Below are 14,014 nucleotides of genomic sequence, written 5' to 3' on the forward strand. Positions count from 1 at the left end.
TTCACCGAGTCCGTGGCATCCGGGATTCCCCGCATGATCGGCACCACCGATCTCGAGAGGGCGGCGGCCAGGGTCGTGCCCTCCACGCGGGAGTGGTTCGAGCAGATCAAGCCGGTGCTCGAGTACGGGATCGACGACGGCACGTTCGGCCAACTGCGGGCCTACCTCAAACGCCATCGCCTCTGACATGGCTCCCGACCCGATCGCCGAGGCGCGGCGGTACCTCCTGCTCGATGCGCCGGAGAGGGCGCAGGGGGTCCTCGAGCGCGTGCTCGCGGAGCAGCCCGACCACGGGCCCGCCCTCGCGCTGATGGCCTACGCCCGCCTGCAGACGGGGGCGCTCGATCTCGCCGAGCGCGATGCGCGTCTCGCGTTCGCGCACGCGGAACTGCGACCGGATGCCGCCGCCCTGCTCGCCCGCATCACGATGACCCGCGATCCCGTCGAGGCGACGGGCTGGGCGAGCGAGGCCGTCCGGCTGGATCCCCGGCGCTGCGAGTTCCGCGTCGTTCTCGCGAGGATCCTGCGCGAGCGTCGGCTCTACGAACCCGCCCGGATCGAGGCGGAAGCGGCGCTCGCGAACGCCGCGTCAGACGATGAGCGGATCGACGCGCTGATCACGGCGTCGTCGATCGCCGTCGTCCACGCTCCGCGACGCGCGGAGGCTCTGCGTCTCGCCGAGGAAGCGGTCCGGATCAGCCCGACGGATCCGCGGGTGGGACAGATGCTCGCCGCGGCGCAGGTCATGAACGGGCAGCGTGCCGCGGCGATCCGGACGGCGCGGCGGGTGCTGAGCGAGAACCCGCTCGCGCTCGCCCCGCCGTATCTGGCCCAGGTGGCCACGGCGCTGCTCGTGCGCCAACTGATCGGGCTCGTCACGATCCTGACGGCGATGGTGCCCTTCTTCACCTTTGCGATCTTCGCGCAGCCCTTCGGCGCGCCGGTGGGCTCCCGCGTGGGAGCGGCGCTGGGACTGATCTGCACGGTCGTGATCGGTGTGGGGACCCTGAGCCCACTTCGTGATCGCGCCGTGGCGCGGGCGATGTGGCTGTTCGCGCGCCAGCGCGCGATCGAGGTCGTGTCGGTCGTCACCGTCGCGGTGATCGCGGCGGGCTACCTCGTCGTCGCGGCGACGGGGTTCTTCCCGCTCATCGCCGTGCTGCCGTTCGTCTCCGTCGCGGTCTGGACCGTGCACGAGGTGAAGCTCACGCAGCTGCGTCCGCCCGGGTAGCGAGGAGCTTCGGCTCTCAGCCCCTCCCGCCGGGAGCCAGGTCGCGGGCCGTTCCGCCCGACACGGCCGTCAGCGCCGCGACGACACGGGCCGCGCGCTCCTCGGCCTCCCACGGCGCGATGAGGTCGATCCACCAGCGCGGCTCCGCGTCGGACGGGGCATCGTCGCCGAGAAGTCGCCGAACCTCGGCCGGCCGCGCGGGAACCGGATGCACGATCGTCAGCACGGTGGCATCCCCATCGACGAGCACGATCTGCATGCCGCCGGCGTCCATGCGGTAGGCGAGCGATGGCTCGGTCGCGGCGACGGCATGGGCGACCTCGCGCAGGCCGATCACGCGCCGGGTGAGGAGGACGTATTCGTGCGGCATCAGCGGCTCCGCCATTCGTCGATGTCGAGGCGGAATCCCGTCAGCTCCGCGACGCGCTCGACGCCGAGGGTCTCGGCGATCTCGACGAGTCGGTTCCAGGCGATCTCGGCGGGCTCTTCGGAGCGCCGAAGCGGGATCACGAGAGCGGGCGTGCGCGGGCGACCGGCCACGCGCGCGGCGAAGCGGTCCGCCCAGATCGCGGCGTCGAGGGCGAGGTCGCGCACCGCGGGAGCCCCGATCAACAGGGCGAGCGGTCGCGGCGTGGGCGCGACGAACGCCGAGGTCGTGAGGTCGGCGCGGCCCGGCCGCGTAAACACGGCCGCCATCAGGGGCCACGGGGTGACGGCGAGCTCGTCGAGCAGCTCGACTGCGGCGTCGGCGCGCGCGTCGGTCGCCGGGTCGTCGAGGGCTCCGAGCGAGATGAGCGCCTCGGTCACCTCCTCCACACCGCGCGCCGTGCGGCGGGCGGTGAGGGTTGCGACCATCGGGCGCGCGGTCTCCCCGGTCGCGATGACGCGGGTGTCGCTCGGCATCCGGGCCCTGGCGAACGCGGTGAGGGCGTCGCGGTCCCACGCGTACTCGGCCGGCTCGTTCGGACCCCACGCGACCGGGGCCGCCTCGGCGGGTCGCGCCAGAACCTCGAGAGCGGCACCCAGACGGGTCGATGCGTCGGCGCGGTGGCGCACCGACACCGACGCGACCAGCTGCAGCGTCGTGGGCTGCTCGAGGTAGAGGGCGTCGGGGTGGGGAGCGGCGGGAGCGCTGTCGAAAGCGGACGCGAGGTCGGGAAGGGGACGCCAGGTGAGTCCGTCGCGCAGGCCGCCGGCGGTGCGCACGACCCAGGGGATGCGAGTGGCCACGAGCGCGGCGCGCATCGGCTCGGTCAGGCGCGTGCCGTCTCCGGTGAGGAAGACGAGGGGATGCCGCGCCCTGCCGGCCTGCATGAGCAGGTCGGTGCGGGTTGCGGTCAGGGCGAGCAGAGGAGCTCTGCTCTCGGACACCGCGATGCCCTCGACGATCTCGTCGATCAGCGGATGGCTGAGCATGCCCATGTTTTCTATCATGGTCGAGGTCGAAAGCGGAGGTGGACGATGACCGGATGGCGTGTATCCCCCGACGGGGTGCAGCAGGTTCTCACCGGGGTCGATACGGCGGCGACGTCGCTCGTGACGGCGCTCGCCGGTCTGTCCGATCAGCTGTCAGCGGCTGTCGCCGGCACCCAGTCCGCCGAGGTCGCCGAGGCGATGCAAGCCTTCGTCGAGGCACAGACGGCCGACCTCACTCTCATTCAGCAGCGCATCCCGAGCGCCCGGCAGGCCGTCATCGACGCGACCAACGCCGTCACGGCGGGGGACATCGAGATGGCGACGGCGACGCAGGCGCTCGCCGCGTCAGCCTGGACCCCGGATGCCGATGCGTTCGCGCACCACGGCGGATCGGTGCCGTACTGATGTCGCACGGTCTCATCGATCCTTCGAAGCTTCCGGGTCACAACCTCGACCTCGCGGGGGTGAGCCAGGCGGCCGCCGACATCTCGTCGCGTGGTGGCTCGATTCAGCAAGCCGGGACGGACGTGGCCTCGTCGTGGTCGGCCCTGCCTGCGTCGTACGAATCGACCGGTGCCGAGTCCGTCTACGTCGCGATGAACCCCGTGCGTGACGCCTCCGACCGCGTCGGCGGCGACCTGGCTTCTGTCGCGAGCGCGCTTACCGACTGGGTGACGACGGTGCAGCCGATCCTCACCCGCGTGGCCGACCTGCGCACCGACGCCGAGGCGTTCGTGGTCGAGGCGAACAACTTCGCCTCGCGCGTGACCTGGACGAACAACCTCGCGGTCACCTTCCTGCCCGTGCCGGTGGACAACTGGTGGGAAGACCCCGACATGGTCCAGCGCAATGCCGACCTCGTGGACCAGGGCTACCTCCTCGGCGAGCAGCTGCGCGTCGCGAATGAGGATCTCGCGAACGCGATCCGTCGCTCCGCCGGGCTGTCGACGAATGCCGTTCCCCCGGCTGCGACCAACGCGCCGGACAACCTTCAGACCGACTGGGGCAGCGCGTCTCCGCGCGAGGAATCGTGCGCCGAGAAGACGATCGGTTTCCCGATGCACCTCACCGGTGGGGTGCTCAACGGTGCCTGGGACATGGTCGGCGGTCTCGGCATGCTGCTGGGCGGGTACGACTTCAAGAGCTGGCCGCCGCCGGCGTGGGGCATGGTCGGCGACATGCTGTCCGGCGACTTCCAGGGCGCAGCGGACCGCGGCGGCGACTGGCTCTCCGGCTGGGGGCAGTCGTGGATGGGGCTCGGTCATCTAGTGACCGGCGTCTCGATGGGCTTCATGGCTCCGGTGATGTCGGAGGTCGTGGCCCCCGGGCAGATCTCGGATCTGAAGGCGAAGGGCGCCGACACCGGGTTCCTCGAGTGGCAGCAGCAGTGGATGCGCGACTCCTACCGGTCGTACATCGACCTGTTCGGCAGCTTCGTGGGCTACCACGCGCCGGAGGAATGGTGGAAGGCGACGCCTGATCAGTGGGGCGAAGGATGGTCGGACTGGGGCAAGGACCCTGGCGGTACCGCCGGAACCTCCCTCTTCAACATCGCGACGCTCGTGCTCCCCACCAAGGGCGGGGGCGCGCTCCTCGACGGGTTGAAGGGCGGGCGCGGGGCGGAGGGCCTCGGTGATGATGTCGGCCGTGGTGGTGCGGTCGAACGTCCGTCTGGTTCGACACCAGAGTCGAACGGTCTGCACCTGCGGTCGGACGGACTGGTCGATGACGGAGCCCGCTTCGGCGGTGCCCGAGACGACCTGGCGAACACGCTCGAACGCAGTTCCCTCGACGACGGCGGGACGCTGCTCGACGACATCCGCGGAGGAGACCATCTCGTCCGCCCGGATGCGGATCTTCCGCGCGTGCACGCGGGCGACCCCGACGTCCAGCAGTTCCACATCGGCGATCCGGACGCGCCGACGGTGCATCACGGAGGTGGGGAGGGTCACGGAGCGCCCGATCACGGAGGGCCGGGCATTGACGGACCTGGATCCCCCGCGAGTCCTGGCAGACCGCCGGTGGGTGGCACGGTGGAGAACATCGGCGGCCACGACATCTGGCTGCCGGACGGCTTCAAACATGAGGGTGGTGACATCGTCCGATACGAGAACGGCGTCCCCGGCTCTCGCATTCCGGCCGATGACTATGTCGGACTCCGCGAGCGCTCGGTCCACAACGGGGGTTCTGACACGCTCATGCTCGGGCGGTTCTTGAAGGACGATCCCGCCTCTTACATCGACGTCGCCAAGCGTGAGGGTGCGACATACTTCGACATGGGGCCGGAGTGGGGCCAGGCGGAGGCGAAGTACGGACTGAGCCCGCGCGACGACATGTTCGATTTCTTCAACCGGCCCGTACTCGACGAGGCGATCCGGTCAGGGAAGACCATCCGGTTCTCGCACGACCCATTCGCGAAAGTCTCCGAGGGGAAGTTCCTTGAGATGGAAGCGCGATACCTGGAAGCCCACGGATTCACGATCATGGAGGATGCAAATGGCTGGATCGCTGTCGGATAAACCTGCTGTCGATCTGGCGAGAGAATTCGTCTCCGCGTTCCGTGGTTTCTTCGGTGACCGGGTCGGCCGCTTCTCCGTCAAAGACATCGTGGACGGCGACGGGCACACAGAGTTCTCGGTTCTGTTCGACATCTACGCGTTCTTCCCCTTGAGGTTCAACTTCGACCGGGGTGCCTTCGGATTCTCGATCGACTATGGCGAGCGCGGGATCTCGGTCGAGCCGGTCACGGGGTGGCCGGAGTTCACTGATCTTTCCCTCGTCGCCACGGAACTCGATCGCGAGATCCGGATGCGGATTCCCGAAAGGTTCCTTGAGGATCGCGGGTGGACTGAGCCGCTTCGTGATGGTGGGACTGATTCACGCGCGTGAACGACAGGGCAGAGCCGGCGGCATCCGAGATCGTGCTCGATCCGGACCTGATCGCCTTCGCGGCTCAGGCGGGGTTCCGCCTTCACCGCGACATCACATCCCTCACTCTCGCCGACGCGGGGGGCGAGATCAGATACACGATCTCGGCAGTGCCGGATGGATACCTCCTCACCCGGGCGGAACGGGCGGGTGAGCCGGAAGAACTCCTGTGGGCGTCGACGCTGGGCTACGTCGAGCTCATACTCGTCGAGCTCATGTCGCCGGCTATCGAGCATCGCCGGTTGCCGCGCATCAAACTGCCGTACGGCTGGAACGAGGCCGCGGACGGTTTCGAGCCGTTTCGCGCCGACGGGCGATGGGCGGGACTGCGTCGCGACGGGGTCGAGCTCCCCGTGCGCCTGGTCGACGGGGACATCTTGCACCCGGTGATCCAGTACTCCCACCTCCTCGGTGGCTCGCTTCGCGAACTGATCGATTCGTTCTCCTCCCCCGATGGGGCACCCCTGCTGCGGGACCACGTCCGAGAGTCGTCTGACCGATGAATGTCGACGCGGTCGCGAACGCGGTGTGGGGGTACATGAGCTCGGCCTTGCTGGCGAGCTTCAACGGCGGCGTGAGTATCGCGAAGTTCCTCCACGAGCCGAGCGAGGAACAGGCACAGCGGTCGTGGACGGAGCGCGTTGCACGCGAACTCGGTGACCTCCCGCCAAGCGTGCACGAGAGGATGAGTTTCGATGCGGACGCCGGGACGGTGAGGTTGTCGGATGCGGTGACCGCGGAATTCGAGCTCGGCAATGTGACCCTCTCGATCTTCGGCGATGAGGTCTGGAGAGCGGCTCTCCGGCCCGGCGTGAGCGTAGTGATCATCACGGCGCTCGGCTGGAGCCGCTGGGGCGAACGGTGGGCGGAGGAGCTCCGTCGTCTCGGTCCGGAACGCGGACCGATCGTTGACGTGCAGGACGGCGCCGCTCTGCCGTGGATCGCGCAGCGCCCCGGCCAACCCGGGCCGTGGACCCGTGCTCGTTCGGAGGCGGATGCCGCCCTGATCGGCGATGCGGAGTCGCTGGGGACGCCGCGGCTGCTCGCGGCGTATGAGGCGTGGGATCGTCGCTGACGGTCCGATGCCCCGGAACACGCGATCGAGGTCGCTGGCGTCGGTCGGCAGGTCGGGGCCGCTGACAGCGCCCTGACAGCGCCCCCGCCGCCGTGACAGAACGACGACAGCACGCCCGGCGCATGCTGTCGTCATGACCACTTCATTCACCCGCTCCCCCGCGGTCCGCGCCGAAGGGCTCGTCAAGACGTTCGGCTCCAACCGGGCCGTCGACGGCGTCGATCTCGTCGTCGAAGCCGGCACGGTCTACGGCGTGCTCGGCCCCAACGGCGCCGGCAAGACCACCACCATCAGCATGCTCACGACGCTGCTGCGACCCGACGGCGGCCGCGCCGAGATCTTCGGCCACGATGTCGCCCGCGAGCCGCACGTCGTGCGCCAGCTCATCGGCCTCACCGGGCAGTTCGCCTCGGTCGACGAGAAGCTCTCGGCCACCGAGAACCTCATGATCTTCGGTCGCCTCCTCGGCCTCTCCCGCGTCAACGCGCGCCGCAAGGCGAGCGAACTGCTCGAGGAGTTCGGCCTCACCGAAGCGGCATCCCGGCCCCTCGCGAAGTTCTCCGGCGGCATGCGTCGCCGCCTCGACCTCGCGGCGTCCCTCATCGCCCAGCCGCCGCTCATCTTCCTCGACGAGCCGACCACGGGTCTCGACCCCCGCACGCGCGGACAGATGTGGGACACGATCCGCCGGCTCGTGGCATCCGGATCCACCGTCGTCCTCACCACGCAGTACCTCGACGAGGCCGATCAGCTCGCCGACCGCATCGCCGTCATCGACCGCGGGCGCGTCGTCGCCGAGGGGACGGCGCTCGAGCTCAAGGCGTCGGTCGGGCAGGCGTCTCTCGTGCTGCGACTCAAGCCCGGCTCGGACCTCGACCTCGCCCGCGCGACGGTCGGACGGGTCCTGGATGCCACGGCCATCGTCTCCCCGGAGGCGGCGCGCCTCACGGTGCCGATGTCCGACCCCGACCAGGTCACCGACCTGCTCGTGGCCTTCCGCGAGGCGGGTGTGCACCTGAGTGAGTTCAGCGTGCAGCAGCCGACGCTCGACGAGGTCTTCCTCACCCTCACCGGCTCGGGTGTGCCGACCGACGACACCGCGGCGCGCGAGAGCGCCGACACCCTGGAAGGAGTCCGCTCATGAGCGCCCTCACCCTCGAGCGCGACCTGCCGCGCACTGCGAGCCTCGGCCAGACCGTGCAGAACACCCTCACCATGGCGGGCCGCGGTCTGCTGAAGATCCGGCGGACGCCCGAGCAGCTCATCGACGTCACCGTGCAGCCGATCCTGTTCACCCTGATGTTCACGTACATCTTCGGCGGAGCGATCGCGGGAGACGTGCAGAGCTACCTGCCGATCATCATCCCGGGCATCCTCGTGCAGACCGTCATCACGACCTCGGTCGTCACCGGCACGCAGCTGCGCGAAGACATGGACAAGGGCGTGTTCGACCGGTTCCGCTCCCTGCCGATCGCGCGCATCGCGCCGCTGTCGGGGGCGCTCCTGGCCGACACGGTCCGCTACGCGATCGCGACGACCCTGACCTTCACGATGGGCTACATCATGGGCTTCCGTCCCGAGGGCGGCCTGTGGGCCGTGGTCGCCGCGGGCCTGCTCGTCATCGCGTGCTCCTGGGCGATCAGCTGGATCTTTGCCTTCTTCGGCGTCATCGCGCGAAGCGCGTCCAGCGTGCAGGGCATCTCGATGATCATCCTGTTCCCTCTGACGTTCCTCTCGAACGCCTTCGTCCCGGCGAACACCATGCCCTCGTGGCTGCAGTGGTTCGTCGACGCGAATCCCGTGTCGCACCTGGTGACCGCGGTGCGCGACCTCGTCAACTCCGGCACACTCGGCGCCGACGCGGTCATCTCGCTCATCGGCGCGGCGGTGATCGTGGCGGTCTTCGCCCCGCTCACGGTGCGCGCCTACATGCGCAAGGCGTGACGGAGAGCCTGGGAGCTCGGCATCCCTCCCCGGGGAGGGATGCCACGTGCCACGGTCGGACGCGCTCTCGCGCGCCGGCCGTGGCACGTCGTCGTTCAGCGCGAGGTCGTGCGACGTCGGCGACGCGCTCCGATCAGTAGCAGTGCCCCGAGAGCCAGGATCGCCCCGCCCGCCACCGGCACGATCAGGGAGACGGTCTGACCGGTCGCGGCGAGGGGACCGCCGGCCACGGAGTCCACGCCGCCGTCGGGATTCGCCGTCGGCGTGGCCGAGGGAGTGAGGACCGGCCCCGCGGACGGCGGTGCGGTCGGTTCCGGCGTCGTGCTCGGGCCGTCGGTCGGTTCCGGCGCGTCGGGGTCGTCGATCCCGCCTCGACCATCGACGACCGTCCAGACGTCGCCCGACCGTTCAGCCGTCGCGGGGGAGCTCAGCAGCGTGGAGATGGTGCCCGCCGCGTCGGCGAAGGCCGTGGTGAGAGTGCAGACGAGCGACAGGCGCGGGGGTGTGGTCGTCCACCCGCCGGCGGACACGAGGTCGGCCAGCGCCACGTCCGTGCCCGCGGGGCTGAAGAGTTCGGCGGAGCTGCCGTCCGGGGCGATCGCTGTCCATCGGGTGTCGCGATGCACGAGCCCCGCTCCCGTCGAGGAGGTTTGGCGCTGCCACGACGGGTCATTGCAGCTCACCCGGCCGGGAGCCGTGGACGACACCCAGGCGTCGCTCGTGGGCTGCGGTCCGGCGGCGCCCGCGGCGGGAAGCGTGTTCGTCACCCAGTGGTCGAACGCGGAGCCGCACCGCGTCGGAACGCCCCACCCCGTCGTGCATCCCGCCGTGGTGGGAACGGCCAGAGCGGGCCAGAGCGTTCCCGCACGGACGGGTGGCTCCTGCCAGCCGCGAGCTTCGCTCTGGAATGACTGCATCCACTCGGGCATCTCGATGGAGACGTTGAAGGGAGTCCCACACGAGACGCCGAAGGAGTTGTGACAGTCGACGTTCGTCCCGCTCGCGCGGAACGTCCCGAGCCCCGACCACAGCGGTACGACGTCGACCGCCATCCCCGAGGTCCAGTTGTGGGTCCACCAGTTGCTGGACACGATGCGATAGTCGACGTTCTGGCGGGCGATCCACCACGGCGCGACGGTGTCGCCGCAGACGACACCGTCCTGAGGCGCGACGAAGCATCGCAATCCGAGGCCCTTCTCACGCTGGTACGCCCAGACGGTGGTCAGCGTCGGCGGACGGAACGACGCCAGCTCGCCCGGGGCGACCGTAAGACCCCGCTGCACGCCCGGTGCGAACTCTTTGAGCTGGACCGTCTCCCAGAAGAACCACGGCGTGGTCTGCTCGGTGGGGATCCACGCGAGGGTTCCGGTGCTGTCCGCGGCGAACAGAGGGGCCCCGACCGTGTCATGAACCGACGACATCTTCTGCAGCACGTCGACCGGGGCGAACTTCGCGGTTCCCTTCATCTGCGACGAGGAGGGTGCGGTCGGGCCCAGAGCGGTCTTGGTGTACTCGAACTGATTCCATCGGGCCGAGGAGAACGCCTCCTTCTGCACGCCCCAGACCTGGCGGGGCGTGACCTCCGCGGCGGCGAAGCTTCCGTGGGTGCGGACATACGTCTGGGAGAGGTCTGACCATTGTGTCGCGGACGCGGGCTTCCAGCCGGTCCAGTCTCGGAACGTGGTCGTGACCAGGTCGCCCTGGGTCCACGGACCCGACGAACCACCGGGGTACGTCGTGGGGTCACGCACCCAGAGCGTGGAGGGGACGGCCGAGCCGTCGGCGCGCGGGACGCGGGTCACGCCGCTCCCGAGAGCCAGCACCACCTCTTCGTCCGTGTAGGGGACGCCGACCTGGCGCCATTCTCGCGCGATCTTGCCCGACAGGTCGGCCATGTAGGCGGCGCCGGACTCGCAGAGCGTCAGGGCTTTGACGGCGTTCTTCGCCTTCGAGGCGAGGTAGCACGGGGCCGCGGCATCCATGGCCGTCGTCCCGGCCGGCAGGCTGCCCGCCGTGTAGAGCGCCGCCTGGAGCAACGAGGCCTGCTGGAGCAGGTACGCACCCTGGCCCATGACCGTCTGCCAGTAGACCACCATAGCCTGGAGTCGCTCGAAGTAGGCCCGGTCGTCGACCCACGCCCCCGCGGCCGTCGCGTCCATTGACGTGCGGGCGCTGTCGGATGCGTTCTTGCTCCACCACTCCTCGAGGTAGGCCTTGCCGCAGGTGTCGATGATGCCCGAGCCGCCGCCGGAAGACGACAGCTCGAGATGAGCCTGCGTGATGGCGCGTCCGAGTTCCGTGCCGGCCACGTCGCTCTGGCCCACCGACCCCAGGGCGACGCGGATGAAGTTCTCGGCCGCCTCCTTCATTCGCGCGGCCGAGGCCTCGTCACCGACGCGTTTGGTCTGTGCGACGAACCGCGAGTACAGCGTCTCGCTGGTCTCGACCACTCCCCGCAGTGACTGCAAGCGGGCGGTCTGTGCGGTGCAGGTCCCCATCAGGGTGTTCACGTTCGTCGACTCGACCTCGGTCTGCACCTTGTCGATGCTCTGCTGCACGACGGTGAGTTGGTGCTCGACCCCGTCGAGCTCGTCGAGGACGTCGGACACTCCGGGGCCGCCGCTGCCGAGGGCCGCGGCCAGGAGAGGACCGGCGACGGCGAGCGCGCTTCCGCCGAGCAGCCACATGGCGCTCTTGTCGAAGCCGAAGACGTTCGAGGCGATGCCGAGGGTCGATGACAGGCTCGAGGTCCACGTGCGGGGATCGGTCCCGCCGATGCCGGAATTGTCCCATCGAGCGGTGGACCTCGTGTCGGCGGCGACGGCCGCCGGCGGTGTCGGCCCGGGTCCCACGACGGTGAGGCCCGCCAGCAAGGCGGTCGCGGTCAGCGCGGCGAGGCCGCGGGCGCGGCGCGGCCAGCGTGTCGCTTTCCCTCGGCGGGCAGGCGTGGGACGGTCGTGCGTCGAAGTGGTCATGTCTGTGGCTCCCTGTCGGCATCCCCCTGCCGGCGAGCCACACCGTACCAAGAACCGGCGACGGCCGTGTTACGTCAGCAGGGCCGCGAGGGCCTCGGCATCCACGTCCGTGAGGGGCGTCCGGATGCCGGGGTCCTCCGTCGTGGAATCCTCGGGCAGCGCGGCCAGTCGCTTCCGGATCCACACGTGGAAGGGATCGCGGACGTCGGCGGCCCCCCGCACGGCGGCCGCGCGGGCCAGGGCCTCCTCGGCGTGGAGGCGGCGTCCCGTCGCGGCGTTCCACCCCGCGATCGTCAGCAGGACCGTGGCGACGATGGGGAAGTCGCGCGACTGCGCGGCACGGGTGAGCGCGGCGCGGAGCGACTCGCGAGCCTCGTCGTGGCGGCCCAGCAGGAGCAGCGCCTGGGCGCGTTGCGCGTCGAGCCACGCTACGAACTGATCGGGGAAGCCGGGTTCGAGGGTGGTGCGCTCGACCGCCGCCAGGGCCGCGTCTCCGTTTCCGGCGGCCACCTCGACGTGGGCGGCGGTCATCGCGGCTTGCGCGAGAGCGCGGACCGAGCCGTCCGCCTCGGCCAGGCGTGCGACCTCGTCGGCGCGGGAGCGCGCTTCGTCGTCGCGTCCGAGCCGGAGCAGGATGCCGACGGCCTGCGAGCGCTGCTGCAGGTAGTCGGAGACGGAGGTGAGGCCGCGGATCGCCTGGCTCGAGCGGTCCGTCACCGAGAGCGCTTCCTCGAGGCGGCCTTCGAGGATGAGCCACTCGGCGCGCAGCTGGCTTGCGAAACCCAGTCCCCACGGGTCGCCGATCTCGGTGAACATCCGCACGGCGCGATCGCTCTCGGCGCCGAGCGTGCGGATGTCGCCGGAGTTCTGCGCGGCACCCGCGCCGAGCGTGTGGAGAATCGCCCGGGACCAGGGCGACGCGGCGGCGAACTCCTCCTCGGTGACGTCGACGTGCCACGTGCGGGCGGCGTCGCCCTCGCCGGCGGCGAGCACCGAGCCGGCGAGCCGCAGGAGCGGAGGGATCAGCGCGGTCACCTCCGAGGGGTAGCGACGGGCGGCCTCCTCGAGCTGAGCCCGCCGGACGCCGAACGCTTCCGCGGAGAGCCCGTTCGTCTCGCCGCGCTCGGGGAACGTGCGCGAGAACAGCGCCACCGCTTCGACCACGACGGTCGGTTCGTCGTCGAGGGCCGCGTCCGCGTCGGCGACCTCGGAGACGGCCCGCCGCAGGTCGTCGCTGCGCTCGCGGATCGCCCACGGCCACAGCAGACTCCGGAGCAGCCGTGCGCCGCCGCGCCGATCGTGCGCGCGAGCCAGGGCCCGCAGGGCCGCCGTGAGGTTCTCGTCGTTGGCGTCGAACCACGCCAGAGCAGGGCGCAAACCCGGACCGCGGACGTCTCGCTCCCACCGCGCCGCGAGCTGCGACAGCATCTCGGCCGCGCTTCGTCGATACCGGGCCTCGTCGCCGTCGGCGCGGAGGCGGTCCAGTCCGTACTCGCGCACGGTCTCGAGCATCCGGAAGCGTGTGCTTCGCCGCGTCAGCAGAGAGCGATCCACGAGGGCGTCGAAGGCGTCGGCATCCACCCCGAAAGCGACGGCCGCCGCGGCCGCGTCGGTCGCGCCGATTCCGTCCGGGAACACCGCGGCCGCGCGCAGCGCCACGCGCTCGTCGTCGGTGAGGGTGTCCCAGCTCCAGTCGATGAGCGCGCGCAGGGTGCGGTGCCGCTCGGAACTGAGTCGCGGGCCGTGGGAGAGCAGGGCGAAGCGGTCGTCGAGGCCCGCGTCGATCTCGGCGAGCTCGAGGGTGCGCGAGCGCGCGGCGGCGAGCTCGATGGCCAGGGGAAGGCCGTCGAGGCGCTGGACGATCCGCGCGGCGGTGTCGCGTTCGTCGGCGCGGGGCTCGCTGCCGCGCGCGGACCGCACGCGTCGGGCGAACAGCTCGCCTGCGTCGGAGGGGGGAAGGGGGCCGAGATCCACGAAGGCTTCGCCCGGGATGCCGAGGGGCTCACGGCTCGTCGCAAGGACCCGCACCCCCGCGCTCATGCCGAGCAGCGTCAATGCGGCCTCCGCGGCCTCGCGCGACACGTGCTCGCAGTTGTCGAGGACGACCACGACCTCCCGCCCGGAGACGGCTTCGGCCACGCGCTCGGCGGAGGTGGCGGGCGGACCGCTCGTGTCGCGCACGCGGACGCCGCGGCCCACGGCGCCGGCGATCGCCGTCCACACCTCGCCCGCGGCGGCGGGCGCGAGTTCGACGATGATCGCGTCGGCGAGGGAACGGGCGGTTTCCACCGCGAGGGTCGTCTTGCCCGCACCGCCCGGTCCGATCACGGTGACCAGGCGGTCGGTCGACAGGCGCGCACGGATGGCATCGAGCTCGTCGCCGCGGCCGATCAGGCTCGTGAGGGGAGAGGGCAGGGCCTCGGGGCGCGGCGACGAGCTCGATGC

Annotated in this window: 12 protein-coding genes and 1 pseudogene; 9 read left to right on the plus strand and 4 right to left on the minus strand. The window is 70.6% G+C overall.

The features are described from left to right. Both NS220_RS13170 and NS220_RS13175 read left to right on the plus strand, forming a co-directional pair. A pseudogene (locus tag NS220_RS13170) lies at window positions 1–186 on the plus strand (ATP-binding protein); the annotation flags it as partial. A 1-nt stretch (window position 187) separates the two neighbouring features. Next, the gene (locus tag NS220_RS13175; protein WP_058624503.1) at window positions 188–1,231 is read left to right on the plus strand and encodes a tetratricopeptide repeat protein; all 1,044 of its coding nucleotides are present in this window, start codon (window positions 188–190) and stop codon (window positions 1,229–1,231) included. A 16-nt stretch (window positions 1,232–1,247) separates the two neighbouring features. Here the strand turns inward: NS220_RS13175 and NS220_RS13180 are convergent, their stop codons facing one another. Together NS220_RS13180 and NS220_RS13185 are read right to left on the minus strand one after the other, a co-directional pair. After that, window positions 1,248–1,616 (minus strand): hypothetical protein, encoded by a 369-nt coding sequence (locus NS220_RS13180; RefSeq protein WP_058624504.1) that lies wholly within the window; start codon window positions 1,614–1,616, stop codon window positions 1,248–1,250. Continuing rightward, entirely contained in the window at window positions 1,601–2,665 is a 1,065-nt protein-coding gene (locus NS220_RS13185; protein ID WP_153004282.1) for a DUF6177 family protein, read from the minus strand. Before NS220_RS13185 ends, NS220_RS13180 begins: the two co-directional genes overlap by 16 nt. A gap of 27 nt (window positions 2,666–2,692) precedes the next feature. On the opposite strand from NS220_RS13185, the gene NS220_RS13190 reads away from it, so the two are divergent. From NS220_RS13190 to NS220_RS13220, 7 genes are all read left to right on the plus strand, one after another. Then, window positions 2,693–3,052, plus strand: a complete 360-nt coding sequence (locus NS220_RS13190) for a DUF6507 family protein (protein WP_058624506.1) — start codon at window positions 2,693–2,695, stop codon at window positions 3,050–3,052. After that, the gene (locus NS220_RS13195) at window positions 3,052–5,166 is read left to right on the plus strand and encodes a hypothetical protein (RefSeq protein WP_058624507.1); all 2,115 of its coding nucleotides are present in this window, start codon (window positions 3,052–3,054) and stop codon (window positions 5,164–5,166) included. The genes NS220_RS13190 and NS220_RS13195 overlap by 1 nt, the downstream gene beginning before the upstream one ends. Then, the gene (locus NS220_RS13200) at window positions 5,144–5,536 is read left to right on the plus strand and encodes a hypothetical protein (RefSeq protein ID WP_013584929.1); all 393 of its coding nucleotides are present in this window, start codon (window positions 5,144–5,146) and stop codon (window positions 5,534–5,536) included. The genes NS220_RS13195 and NS220_RS13200 overlap by 23 nt, the downstream gene beginning before the upstream one ends. Then, the gene (locus NS220_RS13205) at window positions 5,533–6,078 is read left to right on the plus strand and encodes an Imm61 family immunity protein (protein ID WP_058624508.1); all 546 of its coding nucleotides are present in this window, start codon (window positions 5,533–5,535) and stop codon (window positions 6,076–6,078) included. Before NS220_RS13200 ends, NS220_RS13205 begins: the two co-directional genes overlap by 4 nt. Further along, window positions 6,075–6,650 carry a hypothetical protein gene (locus tag NS220_RS13210; protein ID WP_058624509.1) on the plus strand — a complete coding sequence of 192 codons (576 nt, stop codon included), beginning with the start codon at window positions 6,075–6,077 and terminating at the stop codon, window positions 6,648–6,650. Before NS220_RS13205 ends, NS220_RS13210 begins: the two co-directional genes overlap by 4 nt. 133 nt (window positions 6,651–6,783) lie before the next feature. After that, entirely contained in the window at window positions 6,784–7,794 is a 1,011-nt protein-coding gene (locus NS220_RS13215; protein ID WP_058624510.1) for an ATP-binding cassette domain-containing protein, read from the plus strand. Next, window positions 7,791–8,594 carry an ABC transporter permease gene (locus tag NS220_RS13220; protein ID WP_058624511.1) on the plus strand — a complete coding sequence of 268 codons (804 nt, stop codon included), beginning with the start codon at window positions 7,791–7,793 and terminating at the stop codon, window positions 8,592–8,594. The genes NS220_RS13215 and NS220_RS13220 overlap by 4 nt, the downstream gene beginning before the upstream one ends. 95 nt (window positions 8,595–8,689) lie before the next feature. Here the strand turns inward: NS220_RS13220 and NS220_RS13225 are convergent, their stop codons facing one another. Further along, window positions 8,690–11,569 carry a hypothetical protein gene (locus tag NS220_RS13225; protein ID WP_058624512.1) on the minus strand — a complete coding sequence of 960 codons (2,880 nt, stop codon included), beginning with the start codon at window positions 11,567–11,569 and terminating at the stop codon, window positions 8,690–8,692. A gap of 69 nt (window positions 11,570–11,638) precedes the next feature. Next, a partial coding sequence (locus NS220_RS13230; protein WP_058624513.1) for an ATP-binding protein occupies window positions 11,639–14,014 on the minus strand: 2,376 nt, incomplete at its 5' end.

The sequence above is a fragment of the Microbacterium testaceum genome, assembly GCF_001476655.1.
GTDB classification, from domain to species: domain Bacteria; phylum Actinomycetota; class Actinomycetes; order Actinomycetales; family Microbacteriaceae; genus Microbacterium; species Microbacterium testaceum_C.

What these genes read in the sequence shown, in the direction of transcription:
- NS220_RS13195 (WP_058624507.1), top strand. Translation starts at nt 3,052, where the DNA reads ATGTCGCACGGTCTCATCGATCCTTCGAAGCTTCCGGGTCACAACCTC.
- NS220_RS13200 (WP_013584929.1), top strand. Translation starts at nt 5,144, where the DNA reads ATGGCTGGATCGCTGTCGGATAAACCTGCTGTCGATCTGGCGAGAGAA.
- NS220_RS13215 (WP_058624510.1), top strand. Translation starts at nt 6,784, where the DNA reads ATGACCACTTCATTCACCCGCTCCCCCGCGGTCCGCGCCGAAGGGCTC.
- NS220_RS13210 (WP_058624509.1), top strand. Translation starts at nt 6,075, where the DNA reads ATGAATGTCGACGCGGTCGCGAACGCGGTGTGGGGGTACATGAGCTCG.
- NS220_RS13220 (WP_058624511.1), top strand. Translation starts at nt 7,791, where the DNA reads ATGAGCGCCCTCACCCTCGAGCGCGACCTGCCGCGCACTGCGAGCCTC.
- NS220_RS13185 (WP_153004282.1), bottom strand. Translation starts at nt 2,665, where the DNA reads ATGATAGAAAACATGGGCATGCTCAGCCATCCGCTGATCGACGAGATC.
- NS220_RS13190 (WP_058624506.1), top strand. Translation starts at nt 2,693, where the DNA reads ATGACCGGATGGCGTGTATCCCCCGACGGGGTGCAGCAGGTTCTCACC.
- NS220_RS13225 (WP_058624512.1), bottom strand. Translation starts at nt 11,569, where the DNA reads ATGACCACTTCGACGCACGACCGTCCCACGCCTGCCCGCCGAGGGAAA.
- NS220_RS13180 (WP_058624504.1), bottom strand. Translation starts at nt 1,616, where the DNA reads ATGGCGGAGCCGCTGATGCCGCACGAATACGTCCTCCTCACCCGGCGC.
- NS220_RS13175 (WP_058624503.1), top strand. Translation starts at nt 188, where the DNA reads ATGGCTCCCGACCCGATCGCCGAGGCGCGGCGGTACCTCCTGCTCGAT.